General features: G+C 70.3%; 11 protein-coding genes. 4 read left to right on the top strand and 7 right to left on the bottom strand.

Features of this window, described 5'->3' with window-relative positions; translation table 11 throughout:
- Window positions 1-11: 11 nt before the first annotated feature.
- Both SK803_RS15040 and SK803_RS15045 read right to left on the bottom strand, forming a co-directional pair.
- Window positions 12-1,958 (bottom strand): phosphocholine-specific phospholipase C, encoded by a 1,947-nt coding sequence (locus SK803_RS15040; RefSeq protein ID WP_319966597.1) that lies wholly within the window; start codon window positions 1,956-1,958, stop codon window positions 12-14.
- A gap of 92 nt (window positions 1,959-2,050) precedes the next feature.
- Complete coding sequence (locus tag SK803_RS15045; RefSeq protein WP_319966598.1) at window positions 2,051-3,379, bottom strand: S8 family serine peptidase; 1,329 nt, start codon at window positions 3,377-3,379, stop codon at window positions 2,051-2,053.
- 143 nt (window positions 3,380-3,522) lie between these two features.
- On the opposite strand from SK803_RS15045, the gene SK803_RS15050 reads away from it, so the two are divergent.
- Genes SK803_RS15050 through SK803_RS15060 form a run of 3 tightly spaced genes read left to right on the top strand, consistent with a single transcriptional unit; the run spans window position 3,523 to window position 7,364 of the window.
- Window positions 3,523-4,266: a calcium-binding protein gene (locus SK803_RS15050; protein ID WP_319966599.1), complete on the top strand. Its 744-nt coding sequence runs from the start codon at window positions 3,523-3,525 to the stop codon at window positions 4,264-4,266.
- 49 nt (window positions 4,267-4,315) lie between these two features.
- A complete protein-coding gene (locus tag SK803_RS15055; protein ID WP_319966600.1) occupies window positions 4,316-6,841 on the top strand; it encodes an AfsR/SARP family transcriptional regulator in 2,526 nt (841 codons plus the stop codon).
- A 34-nt stretch (window positions 6,842-6,875) separates the two neighbouring features.
- Window positions 6,876-7,364 carry a calcium-binding protein gene (locus SK803_RS15060; RefSeq protein WP_319966601.1) on the top strand — a complete coding sequence of 163 codons (489 nt, stop codon included), beginning with the start codon at window positions 6,876-6,878 and terminating at the stop codon, window positions 7,362-7,364.
- On the opposite strand, the gene SK803_RS15065 is transcribed toward SK803_RS15060, so the two are convergent.
- On the bottom strand, window positions 7,354-10,251 hold the full coding sequence (locus tag SK803_RS15065) for a hypothetical protein (protein ID WP_319966602.1): 2,898 nt from the start codon (window positions 10,249-10,251) through the stop codon (window positions 7,354-7,356). The genes SK803_RS15060 and SK803_RS15065 overlap by 11 nt on opposite strands.
- Before the next feature lie 22 nt (window positions 10,252-10,273).
- Window positions 10,274-13,324 (bottom strand): BTAD domain-containing putative transcriptional regulator, encoded by a 3,051-nt coding sequence (locus SK803_RS15070; protein ID WP_319966603.1) that lies wholly within the window; start codon window positions 13,322-13,324, stop codon window positions 10,274-10,276.
- Window positions 13,325-13,426: 102 nt separating this feature from the next.
- Here SK803_RS15070 and SK803_RS15075 point away from each other — a divergent pair, with 102 nt between their 5' ends.
- The gene (locus SK803_RS15075) at window positions 13,427-13,939 is read left to right on the top strand and encodes an RICIN domain-containing protein (RefSeq protein ID WP_319966604.1); all 513 of its coding nucleotides are present in this window, start codon (window positions 13,427-13,429) and stop codon (window positions 13,937-13,939) included.
- Window positions 13,940-13,990: 51 nt separating this feature from the next.
- Here SK803_RS15075 and metK read toward each other — a convergent pair whose 3' ends face one another.
- The 3 genes from metK to rpoZ all read right to left on the bottom strand — a co-directional run bounded on the left by metK (window position 13,991) and on the right by rpoZ (window position 16,871).
- Window positions 13,991-15,193, bottom strand: coding sequence for a methionine adenosyltransferase (metK, locus tag SK803_RS15080; protein WP_319966605.1), 1,203 nt, complete (start codon window positions 15,191-15,193; stop codon window positions 13,991-13,993).
- 37 nt (window positions 15,194-15,230) lie between these two features.
- Entirely contained in the window at window positions 15,231-16,484 is a 1,254-nt protein-coding gene (gene coaBC, locus SK803_RS15085; protein WP_319966606.1) for a bifunctional phosphopantothenoylcysteine decarboxylase/phosphopantothenate--cysteine ligase CoaBC, read from the bottom strand.
- A gap of 108 nt (window positions 16,485-16,592) precedes the next feature.
- The gene (gene rpoZ, locus SK803_RS15090) at window positions 16,593-16,871 is read right to left on the bottom strand and encodes a DNA-directed RNA polymerase subunit omega (protein WP_045313812.1); all 279 of its coding nucleotides are present in this window, start codon (window positions 16,869-16,871) and stop codon (window positions 16,593-16,595) included.
- Window position 16,872 lies beyond the last annotated feature (1 nt).

Here is a 16,872-nt window from a genome sequence, read left to right on the forward strand (position 1 = left end):
CCGGCCGGACATCAGCCGGAGATCGACTCGTGGCCGTTCTCGATGTGACCGCACAGACGGCGGCGGAACTTCGGCTCCTCCTCCACCGTCACGGTCAGGTCGTACCAGCCGGAGTTCATGACGGTCAGCCACGGGATGACGTGCCGATGCCCCGGCCTCACCACGTACCGCCGCCTCCCCAGCACGAACGTCAGACGCGACGAACCGGAGTTCTCGAACGTCAGAGTCAGCACACGGCTGTATCCGCGCACCGACGACGACACGCGCGCACGGTCGGAGGACGAGCCCGCGAACTCACGGCGGAAGCCGTTGGGACCCAGCAACACCAGGTCGTGGTCACCGGCGACCTCAAGAGACGCGGAAGAGGCAACGTCGAAGTGCTGCGGCACCGCGAACTGCCCCGAGTACGGGTACAGCGCGAGGTGCGCGGAGGCCGATCCGGAGTTGGACATCTCCAACCGTGAGCCGCGCAACGACGCGTCAGGCTGGTACGGCAGAGCGCGCGCACGCCGTCGTCCAGCCTCCTGCTCGGGCATCTTCTGCGAGGACGGGGGCGCGGGACGCCACCGCGGCGAAGCGGGCGGCACCGGGGCCGGCTCGCCGACCTCGGGCCACGTGCGGCGCCGCTCGAAGTCGAACGTCGAGGTCAGGTCGCCCGCCACGGTCCGGCGCCAGGTGGAGATCTCCTCCGAGCGAACCCCGGTCCACCGCTCGAGGAACTGCGTCATCGACGTGTGGTCGAACACCTGCGAGTTCACGTACCCGCCGACGGACCACGGCGAGACGACCGTCATCGGCACACGCGCACCCAGGCCCAACGGCCGGTCACCCACGTATTCGTCAGTCACCGACAACGGCGGGCGCGGCGGCGGGACGTGGTCGTAGAAGCCGTCGTTCTCGTCGTAGGTGATGAACAGGACCGTCGACTCCCACACGTCCTGGTTGGAGGCCAACGCGTCCAGCACCTGGTAGGTGATCGAGGCGGACGCGGCGGGCGACGACGCGCCGGGGTGTTCGGAGTCCACGGAGGAAGGCACGAGGTACGACACCGCAGGCAGCCGGCCGCCCTCGACGTCCGCCCGGAACGCCTCGCCCAGACCTCCCGGCTTCACCCGGTGCAGTCCCCTGTCGTACAAGGACTTCTCCGCGGCGGACAGCTTCGACAGGTCGATCGATCCGATCAGAGCCGGGTCCCCGGTCCCGTACAGCTTGTCCAGCGACTTGAACCCGGCCGGCAGCACCTTGCGCGCGATCTCCTTGAACCGCACGTAGAACTCCAGGTTGTTGTCCTGGAAGTTGTCCCACTCCTGATAGACGCGCCACGACTTCCCCGCTGCCTCAAGGCGTTCGGGGTAGGTCTTCCACGTGTACCCGGCGTGCGTGTCTTCGCTGTACGCCGCGTTGCCGGTCGCACGACCACCAGAGGGCTCAAAGCCGGTGTACCCGGACACCCAGTAGTTCCGGTTCGGCGAGGTAGAGGACGGCACCGAACAGTGGTACGCGTCGCACAGCGTGAAGGTGTCCGCCAGCTCGTAGTGGAACGGGATGTCCTGCCGCGTGTAGAACGCCATCGTCGCCGCGGTCTTCGCCGGCACCCAGTTGTCGTTCCACCCTCCGCGCAACGCCGAGTGCCCGCCGTTCCAGCTGTGGTCCAGGTCGCCGATGTAGTGGACGTCACGCCCGGAGGCCGCCTCACGCACCGGGAACGGCAGCACGCCGGACTGGTTGAACACCCCACGCAACGCATTCCGGTCGGAGAACCCGCGCACGCCACGAAGAGTTCCGTAGTAGTGGTCGAACGAACGGTTCTCCTGCATCAACAGCACGACGTGCTTGATGGCGCGCAACCCTCCCGCGCGGGGCTCACGGGCCAACGCGGCGTACACCGACGGCGGCAGCAGCGTGCCCGCACCAGCAGCAGCGACGGCAGCCATGAACCCACGACGAGAGAGCGACATGACACGAGTTTCTAGCCTCCGGACGTGTCGCGGAACCGACCCTCGCATGAACAAAGGCCCCGGATGACCGGGGCCTTCGTTCACACTCACAGTCAGGCAGCGGCGATCGCCGCTGCCACGCTCGCATGCGCGTCGAGCAGCCCCTTGCCGCACTGAGCGGCAGCCGGGAGCACCTTTGCCTTCAGGTGCAGCAGCACCTGCGCAGGCGTCAGCAACAACTTGCCGTGCTGCACCCGTGCGTGCTGCATCAGCGCCACGACACCGGCGACGTGCGGGGTCGCCATGCTCGTGCCCTGGTAGTGCTTGTAGATCGACGCGGCCGGCACCGTCGGGCCGTTGTTCATCGTCGACAGCACACCGTTCGCGACCAGCGGCGACGTCTCGCCACCCGGCGCGCAGATCTCGATCGTCGCACCGAAGTTCGAGTACGACGCGCGGTTGGCCTGACGGTCCGTGGCACCCGTGGTGATCACGCCCGCGCAGTTGGCGGGAGTGGCTCCCGCGGCGTTGACGGCGCTGTTGCCGGCGGCCACCACGACGGTGGCGCGGTAGGTGTTGCGTGCCGTGTTGATCGCGTTCTGCAACGTCGCGGGGCAGGCCGCCGAGGGACCGCCGAGCGACAGGTTCAACACCTTGGCCGGGTTCGGGTTGGCCGGAACGCCGGGAACAGCGCCACCCGCGGCCCACACGATGCCCGCCGCGATGTCGGCCAACGTGCCGCCGCACGTGCCGAGAACACGCACGGGCACGACCTTGGCCAACGGCGCGACGCCCGTGCCACCGGTCGCGTTGTTGCGCAACGCCGCCACCGTGCCTGCGACGTGCAGGCCGTGCCAGCTCGACGGCCGTGCCGCCGTACCGGGGCCGCACTGGTTCGCCAGCCGCCAGTCGCCCTGGTCGGCCGGGTTCGCGTCGCGGCCGGTGCCGTCCTTGGCGTAGCCCGCGTTGCTGATGAAGTCGTAGCCACCGACGTAGTTGGCGGACATGTCGGGGTGCGCGGTGCGGCCCGTGTCGATCACGGCGATCCGCTGGCCCAGTCCGGACGGCCCGAGGTCCCACGCCTGCGACAGCTTGATGCCGCCGGTGGCCTCCCAGTAGTGCCACTGCTGCGGCCACAGCGGGTCGTTCGGCACGGCGGTCGTCTCCAGCACGATGTTCGGCTCGGCGTACTCGACGTCACCGCGCGCCGTCAGCACCCGGATCGACTCGGCGGCGTCGCGGGAGGCGAGCACCTCGGCGCCGTCCGTGGCGTCGGCGACCGCCCTCGTCCGCGACTGCTCCAGCGCGTCGCCTCGCGACGCACCCTCGCGGAACTTGACGATGATCTCCTGTTCGTCTGGCTCCTGCTGGGCCGCCGCGGTCAGCGGCGTGACCGTCAGCGCCATCACGACGCCGAGCAGGGCTGCCATGCCGGTTCTCATGGTCTTCCTCCCCTTCACGACGGACTCCCCGTCGACGACCAGAAGGAGAGACCCGCGTGGTTGTGGCCCGGATGCGGTCGCCACAACCGATCCACAACAGCGCCCGCGTACCCACGTGCACAACGTCTTCAAGGGGGAACGACATGCTCCAGCTCGTCCTCGTGGCCGCACTGGCCGCATCAGGAACCACCGCCGCTCCGGATCCCGCGACAACCGCGCGGATCGAGGCCGGCAGGCTCGTCATCACCGGGGCGCCTGCCCGCGCCAGCCAGATCCACGTCTCCGGCACCACCATCAGCGATGCCGGCACGATGCGGGCCGGTACCGGGTGCACGCGCTTGTCGGCCTCACGCGTCCAGTGCGCGCAAGTGCAGAAGGTCGTCATCTACCTCGGAAGTCGCGACGACACGGTCCTCTACGACAGCGCGGTGCCCACCGAACAGCACGGCGGTGACGGCAACGACTCGCTGCACGGCGGTTCCGGCGCGGACGTGTTGCAGGGCGGCGACGGCAACGACACCATCACCGGCGGACTGGGCCCTGACCAGCTGTTCGGCGGGGACGGCGACGACGTGCTGGACGAGCCGCAGGCAGACGCGGGTGGCAACTTCCTGCAGGGCGGCTACGGCAACGACAAGATCGACGGCGCCAAGCTGAACATGCGCGACAAGGCCGACTTCAGCGACCACACCGAGGGCATGACGATCGACCTCGCGGCGGGCATCGCGTCCAGGCCGGGCGAGGCCGACGAGCTCAAGAACGTCCAGGACGTCTACGGCACCCAGGGCGACGACGTGCTCAGCGGCAACGCCTGGCCCAACAAGATGTACGGCCTCGGCGGCACCGACACCTGCACGGCGGGTCAGTACGACCTGTGCGTTCAGTGAGTTCGCCCTGCTGATGTATCAGGGCCGGTCATGAGAACTCCGCTCGTGCGTGGACCAACTGAACGTCCGCCTGCTCGGACCCCTTGAAGTCACCGGGCCAGGCGGCGTGCTGCGCCTCGCCGGCACGCGCCAGCGCTCCCTCCTGGCGCTGCTGGCGTTGCGCGCACCCTCGGTGCTCCCCGCAACGCGTCTCATCGACGCGTTGTGGGGCACCGAGCCCCCACCTACCGCGTTGCGCACGCTGCACAGCCACATCGCGCGCGTCCGTTCGGCACTGGCCGCGATCGGGCTCACCGACGTCCTGGTCACCACAAGCGCGGGCTATGCGTTGCGTATCGATCCTTCGCACGTAGACGTCACACGCTTCGAGCGCGCCCCCTCGCCCCGTGCGGCACTCACACTCTGGCGCGGCGATCCTCTCTCCGACTGCGACGTCTTCGAGTGGGCGTCCGCCGAGATCACCCGGCTGCACGAAGCACGCCTCTCGACCGAAGAAGCGCTGGCACAACAAGACATCGGCCGCGGCGCCTGCGGAACCGCCGCCGCCCAGCTCGAACGGCTCGTCGTCAGCCATCCGCTACGAGAACGCTTCTGGGAGCTGCTCGCCGACGCACAACTACGTGGCGGCCGACGCGCGGATGCGTTGAGCACGGTCAGACGAGCCCGCAACGTGCTCGTCGAGGAGCTCGGCGTCGACCCCGGACCTGGCCTGCGCGCGGTCGAGGCGGCAGCACTCGCCTGTCCCCCGCCGGACGAGAAGGCCGGTCTGGTCGGACGGCAGCGCGAAACCCAGGACATCATGCGGCTGCTGGACAAGGCGCGGCTCGTGACGCTCACCGGACCGGCCGGCTGCGGCAAGTCGCGGCTCGCCCAGCACGTCACGCCGTCGTCCACAGTGGTCGATCTGACCTCGGCGAACAGCGTGGAGGACGCGGTCGCGGCGGCGTTCGCCATCACGACCCGGGAACTCAACTCGCTCGGCAACACCGTGTTAGTGCTCGACAACTGCGAACGCCTAAGAGCGAAGTGCGCCGTGTTCGTCGCAGCGCACCCGCGGTTGCGTGTGCTCGCCACGAGCCGTGAACCTCTCAACGTCCCAGGCGAAACCGTCTACCCGATCCCGCCGCTCGCCGTGCCCGACCCCGACGTCCCGCGCTCGCTGACCGAACTGGCCGCGTACGACGCCGTGCAGCTGTTCCTGGACCGCGCCGCCCACGCGTACACCGACGCCGACGCACCGGCGATCGCCCAGCTCTGCGCGGCACTGGACGGGCTCCCGCTGGCGCTGGAACTGGCCGCCGCCCGCACCTCGGTCCTCACGCCCGCCCAGATCGTGCGCCGGCTGCGCGACAGGTTCGGTCTGCTGGGACCGCTGCGGGCCGCCATCGCGTGGAGCCACGACCTCCTGACGGCCTCGGAACGCTCGCTGTTCGCCGATCTCGCGGTGTGCGCGGGCGGATTCCCGGCAGACCTCGTGGAAGCGCTGGCCAGCTCGCTCGACGCACTGACGGGTTTGGTCGCGAAGTCACTCGTGCGGGTCTCACGGGTGGCAGGCGAAACCCGTTTCTCCATGCTGGAAACCGTGCACGCGTTCGCACTGGAACAGCAGTCGGCCGCACACGCCGGTGTCGCGGACTTCTTCTTACGTCTGGCCGAACGCGCCGAGGCTGACTCGACCGGCACGTTGCTCAACGAGTTGCGTGTGGAGCACGCGAACCTGCAACGCACCATGGACTGGTTCACGGCAGCAGGCGACACGGACAAGATCCTGCGTCTGGTCGTCGCGTTGAACCGCTACTGGCACCGCACCGGCAATTACCACGAGGGCCGGCAGTGGCTGCACATCGCACTGAAAGGCTCAGGACCGTTGCGCGGCAAGGCTTTGGCCTCCGCGGCAACGTTGGCGATGCTTGAATGCGACTACGCGGAGGCCGTCCGCTACGCTCGGGACGGACTGGAGGCCGACCCGTCGCTCGCCGGCCGGCTGCACCGGCTGCTCGGCTCGGTCGCCCGAGAACGCGGCCACTACGAAACCGCGCTGCACCACTACCAAGAGGCCGCGCGCGCGTCGAACCCCGTGCACGCCGCCTATGCCCGCCAACTCGCCGGGGCTACGTCCTGGCTGGCCGGTGACTTCGCGGTCGCGGAGGCCGATCTTCAGGCATCACTGAAGTCACTGCGAGATTTGGGTGATCAACGCGGCGCCACGTCCTCGCTCGCCTACCTCGGCGCCGTCGCCTGGTACCGGGGCGACGAGGCGGAGGCACGCGAACTGCTGGACGAGGCGCTGGACACGTTCGGCGAACTGGAGTTCAAGGAGGGCATCGCCTGGGCGCTCAACCTGCTCGGTGTCGTCGAACAGGGCACTGGCAACGTCGCGGCCGCACGGTCGTTGCTGGAACGCAGCCTCATGCTGCACCGCGAACTCGGCGACCGCTGGCGTCAGGCCAGCGTGCTGGAGGCGTTGGCCGACGTCACGCAGAACCGATCGCTGCGGGCCCAAGCGGCGGCGATCCGCACCGAGATCGGAGCGCCCGTGCCGACCGTGGAACTGGACATGGCGCGCTCCGGTTAGCGTTCGGGCAACGCACCACCGCGACTCTCAGGGCATGAGAATTCACACCACAGCAGCCATCTCGGCGCTCTGCATCGCATTCTGCACAGTCGGTGTCGCCCAGGCCGACGAGGTGCCACCGCCGTTCCAGAACCGCCCGACGCCCGCAGCCTGCTACAACTCCGTGCCGACGATCGTCGGCGCCGGAGTGATCGTCGGCGGTCCCGGCGCGGACGTCATCTTCGGCAGCGCGGGCCCGGACACCATCTTCGGCATGGGCGGCGACGACGTGATCGTGGGCCTGGGCGACAACGACACCGTGTTCGGCGGTACCGGTGACGACCTGATCTGCCTGGGCTGGGGCAACGACCAGGCCCAGGGCGGCGCGGACGACGACACCGTCTACGGCGAGCCCGGCGACGACGACATGCGCGGCGGCGACGGGATGGACCTGTTGTCCGGCGACCCGAACTTCGACCGCGGTGACGGCGAACTCGGCTTCGACTACTGCTCGCCGTCCACGGAGGTCCAGATCAGCTGCTGACCGACTGTCGCAGCAGGATCTCCGTGGCAGGATCGGGGCGTACCCCGAGCTGCCGCAACGAGTCCAGCACGCGCGCACGGGTCCGCGAGGTCCTTTGTGGATTCCGTGCGCGCAACGCGGCGGCGAGCGCCAGGCGGTGACCGCGCGGCTCGAACGGTTCCAGCGCCAGCGCGCGATCGGCCAGCCGCCACGCCTGGGCGGGATCCGCGCTGACGAGCCGGAGTTCGCCCAGCGCCAGCAGGTTGTGCACGTGCCGGGCCCTGATCCGGGCGATCTCGGCCTCGCACAGGTCGGCCAGTTCGGCGAGCGGCTCTCCTCGCCACAGCGCGATCGCCTGGTCGAGTTGGTCCGTGTCGCTGAGCTCGTGGAACGACCACAGGTCCACGCTCAGCATCTCACTGCGGACCAGACGGATCGTCTCGCCGTCGCTGCGCACGCAGTAGGTGGCCTCACCACCGGCACGCTCGGGTTCCAGGAGCCGCCGGAGATGAGTCATGGTCACACGCAGATTCCTTGCCGCACTGGCGGAATCGAGCTCCGGCCAGAGCAGGTCCATCGCCTGGTCCCGGTTGAGCACCGGACTCAGCACGAGCAGGCCCAGCAGCTGACGCACCCGTGCGCGCCGCAGCTCCGGTGCGTCCACAGCGACACCGTTGCGGGTCACGCGCATCGGTCCGAGGACCTCGATGCCGATCGGGTGGTCCGGCGGTGTGGGCACGGTGGCGAGCAGCTTGGCGGCACCGGCGGCGAGGTCCGGATCGTGAACGAGATCGCGGAGTTTCTGGTGCACCGCGGCGTGATCGGACAACCAGGCGCCCAGCTTCGTCTTGCCTGTGGCGGCCAGGCGCACGGCCAGTTCGATCGACCACGGCAACGGCAGGAAGCACAACGCGTGCGCTTCTGGCAGATCTGACGAGAGATCGCCTTGTCGGGCTCGCACGAACGCACGCCCCGCCGCCCGTGCCTTCTGATGTGACGGGCCCAAGTCCGTGTTGTCCCAACGCTCTCTCAGCTCGTCGCTCAACACGTATCCCAACGTCAGAAAGCGGCGCAGGTGCCGTTCGGCGACCTTGACGTCCGCGGGCCACTTCGCCAGATGCCGCTTGTAGACGTCACGGGCCAGCTCCTCGTCTCCGCGCGTCACGGCCACCGCCGCCTGTGCCGCACACGCCAGGACCGCGTCGCGCGGGTTGTCCTTCTCTGCGGGATCACCACACGGCAGTTCGGTCGTGGTGTCACCGAACGACGCGGCGATGACGGTGTGAAAGGCCCGCGCCACGAACGCGTCGCGTGCCGTGCTGTCCACGCTGTCCGGTGTAGTCGTGGGTTCGCCGTCGAACCACCGCGCCACGGCCGCGTGCCGGCGGGCGAGGTCGTCGTCCAGCATCCGTTCGGCGAGCTCGGCGGCCTCACGTCCGCGTCCGCACATGGCCAGGCAATGCACGTGGAACCGCGTGGTGGACACGGAAAGCGCCCTGGGCACTTCGCTGGTCGGCGCCTGGGCGAGGTGCACGAGTCCCTGCTCCGGGTCGCCCGCGAGTTCGGCGAGCACCGCGTTCGCGCTGTGCCGCAACAACCTGAGCACGGGTGTGGACGCGTCGAGGCGCTGGGCCCGATGCGCGATCTCGGCCAGCCTGACCAGGTCTCCCCTGGAGTGCGCGGTGATCACGGCCTGGCCCAGCGCCACCGCTGCCGAGTCCTGGTCGCCCTTCTCCACCATTTGTGCGCACGCGCGGTCGACCAGGCGGTCGATGGACGGGTCGGTGAAGTCGCGTGCGTGTGTCATCGCGGCCTGGAGCAACAGGAACGCCGGCTCTTCGCGGTGGCGGGCCGGCACCGCTTTCAGCCACCGCTGGGCTGTCGCGGCCGGCAACACCGACAACGTGGTCCGCACGAGTTCGACCGCGAGACGCGCCAGCAGCGGCCAGTCGTGCGCCCGGCAGGCGATCCGCCCGGCCCCGGCCAGCTCACCGCGAGCGGCCAGCACCTCGACCGCCTTGGCGCGCAGGTGATCGGCGGGCACGATGCCGGCCCACAGGTCGTGCGCCCGGTACCGGCCGTCGTCCAGCCGGACGACCAACGGGACTTCGCGAGCGAGGCGGTCGAGATCTACAGGCCCATCGGCGACCGTGCCGACCTCTTCCTCGGTCGCACACCCGAGGGTCACCAACGCGGCCAGTGCTCTTCGCACCGGCTCGGCGAGCCGGTGCAGCACCTCCTCCGCGGCATAGCGCCAGGACGCGGCGGGACCGGCGCACAGCGACAACCTGATGAGCGCGGGCCAGCCGTGCAGGTCCTGGGGGAGCTCGCGGCCGAACCTCGTGGCCAGGGCGGCGGTTTCGGCGTCGGTGAAGGCCAGGTCCTCGGTGCTGAGCGCGGCCAGCTCGCCAGCGGCCTCCCTGCGGGCCAGCGGCAGGTCCGGCGTGCGGCGCCCGGACAGCACCAGGTGTGCGGTGCCGGGCAGGGCACGTGCGATGGCGGCGAGCAGGGTCGCGCCCGGTGAGCTGCCGGGGATCTCGTGGACGTCGTCCAGCAGGAGACAGATGTCCAGCGGGGCCCGGCGCCGGAGGGCCTCGAGCACTTCCGGCGCGCCGGGTTCGGGGCAGGGAACCGTGTCGAGGGCGGCCAGGATCGTGCGGGCCAGGTGGCTCGCGTCCTCGTGGTCAGGGCCGCAGGTGACCCAGGCGTCGACGCCGCGGGGTTCGAGGAGGTTCGCGCGGACGGCCTGGGCCAGCGCGGTGGTCTTGCCGAAGCCGGGGCCAGCGACGACCAGCGTGATCGGGCTGGTCCAGCGTTGGCGCAGGCGGTCGACCAGCCGCAACCGCGGCAGCTCGACGTCCAGCGGCCGCGGCACCCCGTGCAACGGCAGGATCGTGTTGTCCCCCACGCACTACGGAGTCGCCCGGCACCTAGGAGATACCGCGAGCGCGCACACGGGCCACGAGAGGGCGCGCACCGAGACCCTCGAAGATCGCGAGCGCCTCGGCCAGGTCGCCGGGGTCGTCGCTCTCGAGGAGGGCGACGGCGTACCAGTGGTCGCACCCGGCCTGCTGCCACGTCTTGGCGGCCTCACGCCATCGGCCCGCCGCCAGCAACGCGTGAGGATGGCCGGAGTCGTCCACCGGCACCGGACAGCCCGCGATGCGCAACCAGTACGCCAGTTCCGCGACCAGCGCCCGCACGCCGAGCCGCTGTGCTTCCGCGTGCAGGGTTTCGAGCACCGCGGCCGCGACCTCGTCGCCGCGCAGCCACGCCGCCTCGGCACGGGCCGCGGCGACCGGGCCGATGTTCTGCAGCTCCCCGGTTTGTCGCGCGATGTCCCAGGCCTCCGCCAACACCGCCTCACCGCCGGGCAGACCGCGGCGCACCCGCACCCTGCCCAGTGCGGTGAGGGCGGGACACCGGGTCGGCGGGTTGGCCGGCGGTTGCGCTCCGGCCACCAGCTCCGCGTCCGTCGTCGCCTGGTCCCAGTCGCCCGTCTCCACCGCGACCGTCGCCCGGCACGTGTACATGCGGTTCAGGTACCGGAGCTCCTCCGCGTTGTCCGCCATCGCGATCGCCGTCGTGACGCAGTCCACGGCCTCGTCGAGGCGGAGCTCCCAGAGGAGGAACTCGACGACGTTGACGGTGAGCCGGCAGAAGTCGCTGACCGAGCCGGACGCCAGTGCCACCCGCCGGGCTTCCGTCAGAGTGGTCCACGCCTCCGCCAGACCCAGGTCGGCCTGCGCGGTGCCGACGCTCGTCAACGCGTGGGCGAGGATCTGCTGATCTCCGACCGCGCGGGCGAGGACCACCGCGCGCTCCCCCAGCATGAGACTCTCCTCCGCGCGGTAGGCGATCGACCGCAGGGCGCTCTGGTGGGTCAGCGCGCGGGCAAGCACCCTGTCGTCGCCCGCACCCTCCAGCAGTGCGAGGGCCTCGTCCGCGCTGCTGCCGGTGAGCTCGGGAATGCCCGCCTGCCAGCAGATCCGCGACAACCACGCCAGGTCGGCGCCGAGCGCGCGGACGTCACCGAGACCGCGCCGCAGTGCGACCGCCTCCCGCTGGGCCTCCACCGCCGGGCCCATGTCCCCGATGACGCTGTTCTCGATCGCATAGCGGCCCAGCAGGTCGGCCTGCCGCTCCTGATCGAGCAGTTCTCGCCGCTGCAGCACGAGACGCAGGTGCGCCGCCGCCTCCAGGTGCGAGCCGGCCCGGCTCGCGGCCTCGGCGGCCTCGGGGCCATGCCGCACGATCGCGCCGGTGTCACCGGCCTCGGCGGCGTGGTGCACGACGCGCGCCAGGTCGACACCGTCTCGTGCCACGAGTGCGGCGAGGACGTGGCGGTTCAGCTCGACCCGCCGGGCCACCTGCAACGCGTCCGCGACGGTGCGCCGGATGAGCTCGTGCCGGAACCCGGTGCGGGCCGGTGTCACGGTGAGCAACCCGTGCCGTTCCGCGGCCACCACGGCGGCGACCCCGTCCGGCAGCAGCGCGTCGACCAACCACCGCTCCACAGTGGATGGAATGACCGCGAGCTGCGCCAACGCCTCCTGACCGTCGCGGTCCAGCCGATCCAGCCGCGCGAGCACCGCGTCGGCGACCGTCGGCGGGACGCGGTCGAGGTGTCCTGCCGCGAGGATCTCGGTGACGAAGAACGGGTTTCCCCCTGTCACGGCGTACACCTCGCGCGGGTCGAGCCCGCTCGCCGTGACCAGCCGTCCGACCGCCGCGGCCGACAGCGGCGCCGGCTCGAACCGCCGCACCCGAGGCGCCGCGGCCACCTGCCCGAGCAGGCGCTGCAGCAACGGTCCTGCGGTGCGGTAGGTCAGCATGAGCAGCACGGGCAGCGAAGCCACTCGTCTGACCAAAAAGGACAGTGCGTCCACGGTGGCCTCGTCCGCCCAGTGGACGTCCTCGATGACGAGAACCGTCGGCCGGGCCAGCTCGGCGAGCAGCACCTCGAACACCTCGTCCCGGTCCCCCGCGGCACGCAGCCGTGGACCGAACAGGTCGCGGAACGGGCCGAGCGCGCGTGGCGTGGCGAGGTCGTCGCAGCATCCGACGAGCAACCGGGCCTGTCGCGGCGCCCTCCCCCGCACCGCGTCCACCAATGCCGACTTGCCGACGCCGGGCTCGCCGGACACCAGCACCACCGAGCCGTTCCCCGCGACCGCCTCCCGTGCGGCGGCGGTCAGTTCGGAGAGCTCGTGCTCGCGCTCCAGCAGAACACCGGCCCGCGACGTGAGCGCGACTCCCGGCAGGTCGAGTGCGACGTCCTGGCGCAGGACGGCCGCCTCCAGCTCCCGCAGAGCGGGGTTCGGGTCGATCCCCAGTTCCTCGCCGAGCGCGTGCCGCAGCCGCTGGTACGCCGTGAGCGCCTCGGCCTGACGTCCGCAGCGGTACAGCGCGAGCATCAGCTGTCCGTGCACGTGCTCGCGGAACGGCTGCTCCCGGCTGCGCCATTCCAGCTCCGGCACCAGCATCGCGTGCTCGCCGAGCGCCAGCCGCACCTCGGTCAACGCGTCCTCGGCCTCGGTTCTGAGCGCGGCGATGCGCTCGGCCTGCTCGTCCAGCCAAGCGTGCCCGGTCACGTCCACCAGTGGCCGGTCCCGCCAGCACGCGAGCGCCGCCCGCAGGTGCGCCGCTCGAGCGGCCGGGTCGGCCTCGCCCTTGCTCTGTTCGATCAACCGTTGGACCGCAAGGAGATCCGTGTCGGCGCCGAGCACGTACCCCGGCGCACGCACCGCGATCGCCGCACGATCGCCGAGCACGCCACGCAGATAGGACACGTGGTGCTGAAGCGTGTTCGCGGCCGTCCGGGGCGGATGGTCGCCCCACACCACCTCGCCCAGCCGATCCGTGCTCACGATCTCGCCCGCCCGCAGCGCCAGCACGGCGAGCACCGCCTTGCGGCGCAGGCCTCGCACCTCCCTCGGCATGCCGTCCACCGTCACGTCGACCGGTCCCAGAATCCGCACCCGCACACCAGGTAGTCGTCCGGCGACCCGGTGATGTCAGCCTGGAACGCCGTTTCCGTCAGGTTTCAGGTCCGTGCCAGGCCCGGCCGCCATGGTTCGGCCATGAAAATTCGGAGAAAGATGCTCGTCGTGCTGGCGGCGCTCGGACTGGCGCTCACGGCGACCGGCGGGGTCGCGAACGCCGCCGGTGTCTTCAAACCCATCAAGAACACGTGGAGCGGCCTGTGCCTGCAGCCCGAGGGCGGCAGCACGTTCGACGCGCGGATCGTGCAGATGCCCTGCGTTCCCGGCAGCGCCATCCAGAACTGGCACTTCGACAGGATCTCCAGCAACAACTACCAGATCATCAACGAGGCCAGCGGCCGCTGCTTCTACATGAACGGCCCGGTCCGCCGCGGGTCGCCCGTCGCCCAGGTGGCATGCCTGCCGCGGGTCAGCAACCACGTGTGGAAGACCATCCCGGCGCCGCCGAGCATCGCCGAGATCGAGTCGATGGCGGGCGGCGACCACAACCTGTGCCTCGACGTACCGGGTGCCCAGACCACCGTCGGGCTGGCCATGCAGACCTGGGACTGCAACAACACCCCCGCCCAGCGCTTCGTCATCGGTTTCTGACAGCGCGACGGCCCGCCTCCCGGCAGGGAAGCGGGCCGTGTCAGCGAACGATCAGCCGCCGGCGGCCTTGCGCAGGGCGTCGGCGCGGTCCGTCGACTCCCACGGCAGGTCGACGTCGGTGCGGCCGAAGTGGCCGTACGCGGCGGTCGGGGCGTAGATCGGGCGCAGCAGGTCGAGGTCGCGGATGATCGCGGCGGGCCGGAGGTCGAACACCTCGGTGATGGCCTGCTGGATCTTCTGCGGGTCGACGGTCTCGGTGCCGAACGTCTCGACGAACAGGCCCACCGGGGCCGCCTTGCCGATGGCGTAGGCGACCTGGACCTCGACGCGGGTGGCCAGGCCGGCCGCGACGGTGTTCTTGGCGACCCAGCGCATGGCGTAGGCGGCGGAGCGGTCGACCTTCGACGGGTCCTTGCCGGAGAAGGCGCCGCCGCCGTGGCGGGCCATGCCGCCGTAGGTGTCGACGATGATCTTGCGGCCGGTCAGGCCCGCGTCACCCATCGGGCCGCCGATGACGAAGCGGCCGGTCGGGTTGGTCAGCAGGCGGACGCCGGAGGTGTCCAGCGACAGCGCGTCGATCTCGGGCTGGACGACGTGCTCGCGCAGGTCGACGCCGAGCAGCTTCTCGAGGTCGATGCCGTCGGCGTGCTGGGTGGAGATGACGACGGTGTCGAGGCGGACGGGCTGGTCGCCCGCGTACTCGATGGTGACCTGGGTCTTGCCGTCCGGGCGCAGGTACGGGACGGTGCCGTCCTTGCGGACCGCGGTCAGGCGGCGCGACAGGCGGTGGGCCAGCGCGATCGGCAGCGGCATGAGTTCGGGCGTGTCGGTGCACGCGTAGCCGAACATCAGGCCCTGGTCGCCGGCGCCCTGCTTGTCGATCTCGTCGTCGGCACCCTCGACCCGGTTCTCGAACGCGGTGTCGACGCCCTGCGCGATGTCCGGGGACTGCGCGCCGATGGCGACGTTCACGCCGCACGAGTTGCCGTCGAAGCCCTTCTGCGACGAGTCGTAGCCGATCTCCAGGATCTTCTCGCGGACGATCGTGGGGATGTCCGCATACGCCTCGGTGGTGACCTCACCCGCGACGTGGACCTGCCCGGTGGTGACCAGCGTCTCCACCGCAACCCGGGAGCGCGGGTCCTTCGCCAGCAGCGCGTCGAGGATCGAGTCGCTGATCGCGTCGCAGATCTTGTCGGGGTGTCCCTCGGTCACCGACTCACTGGTGAACAGCCTGCTGCTGTGCTGGCTCACGGACACTCCTTATTAGCGGGTTGGACTGGAGAAAAGTCTACTGAGACTCAGTCAAGCGAGCGGTAACTGCGTCCCACACCACGGACGCCACTTGCGTCTTGGGCCCGTGCGGTATAGGGGTTTCCGCGCCTTCGCGGGTCAGCAGCCAGCCGGCGTTGTCCTCCTGCTCGAACGCCTTGCCGTCACCGACAGCGTTCACCACCAGGAGGTCGCAGCCCTTGCGGTGCAGCTTGGCGCGGCCGTAGTCGAGCACCGACGTGGTCTCGTCGCCGGTCTCCGCGGCGAACCCGACGATGACCTGACCCTCGCGACGTGCGGAAACGAGCTCCACGAGGATGTCGGGGTTCTTCGTCAGCGCGATCGGGTCGGGATCGGCGGAGGTCTTCTTGATCTTGTGGCCGGTCAGCGACAACGGCCGGAAATCGGCCACCGCGGCGGCCATCACGACCACGTCCGCGTCCGCCGCGACCTTGTGCATCGCCTCGCGCAGCTCGACCGCCGACCCCACCCTGACCAGGTCGACCCCGGCCGGCGTGGTCAGGTCCGCGGTGTTGCCGGCGACCAACGTCACCCGTGCACCGCGCTGGGCCGCCACCCGTGCGAGGGCATAGCCCTGCTTGCCGGACGAGCGGTTGCCGATGAACCGCACCGGATCGAGTGGTTCCCGCGTGCCACCGGCGGAGATCGCGACGTGCACACCTTCGAGTGTCCGCCGCAACGCCTCGGATTGCACCAAGAGCAGCCGGGCCAGTTCGACGATCTCGGCGGGGTCCGGCAGCCGTCCCTTGCCGGTGTCCTTGCCGGTCAGCCGGCCGGACGCGGGTTCGGCCACGACGACACCGCGCGACCGCAGCAACGCCACGTTGTGCTGGGTGGCCGGGTGCTCCCACATCTCCGTGTGCATCGCCGGCACCAGCAGGACCGGGCAGCGCGCGGTCAGCAGGGTGTTGGTCAGAAGATCGTCCGCGAGGCCGTGCGCGGCCTTCGCGATGAGGTTCGCGGTCGCCGGGGCGACCACCACGAGGTCTGCGTTCTGCCCGAGCTTGACATGCGGCACCTCGTGCACGTCGTCGAACGGGTCGGCGGTCACGACCTGGCCGGACAGCGCCTCGAACGTGGCGGCTCCCACGAACTTCAGCGCGCCCTCGGTGGGGATGACCCGCACGGAGTGGCCGGATTCGGTCAGCCGCCGCAGAACCTCACAGGCCTTGTACGCGGCGATGCCCCCGCCAACCCCAAGAACGATCTTGGGCTTGATGGGGGCATCGGCGTCAGATGCAGCGGAAGTCAACAGCTCTCCTGTGAGGAACGACCGGCCAGGGTCACGCCTCCGCGAGGAGGAACCCCGCTGGGGGTCCGGAGCCAGGCCCCGGCTGAGACGAGGTGAGGGCTCGGCCCCCTACTCGCCTTCGGTGTGCTCGAGCAGACCTGCGTGAATCTCGCGCAGGGCGATCGAGAGGGGCTTCTCACGCGGGCCCGGCTCGACGAGCGGGCCGACGTACTCGAGCAGGCCCTCGCCGAGCTGCGCGTAGTAGTCGTTGATCTGGCGGGCACGCTTCGCGGCGTAGATCACCAACGCGTACTTCGAGCTCACCTGCTCAAGCAGGTCGTCGATCGGCGGGTTGGTGATGCCCTCCGGGGAACCGGTCAGGTGACCGAGCTCGGTGTGGGTGATCACT

Origin of the sequence: Lentzea miocenica, assembly GCF_033949945.1 — a bacterium.
Classification (GTDB): Bacteria; Actinomycetota; Actinomycetes; order Mycobacteriales; family Pseudonocardiaceae; genus Lentzea; species Lentzea miocenica.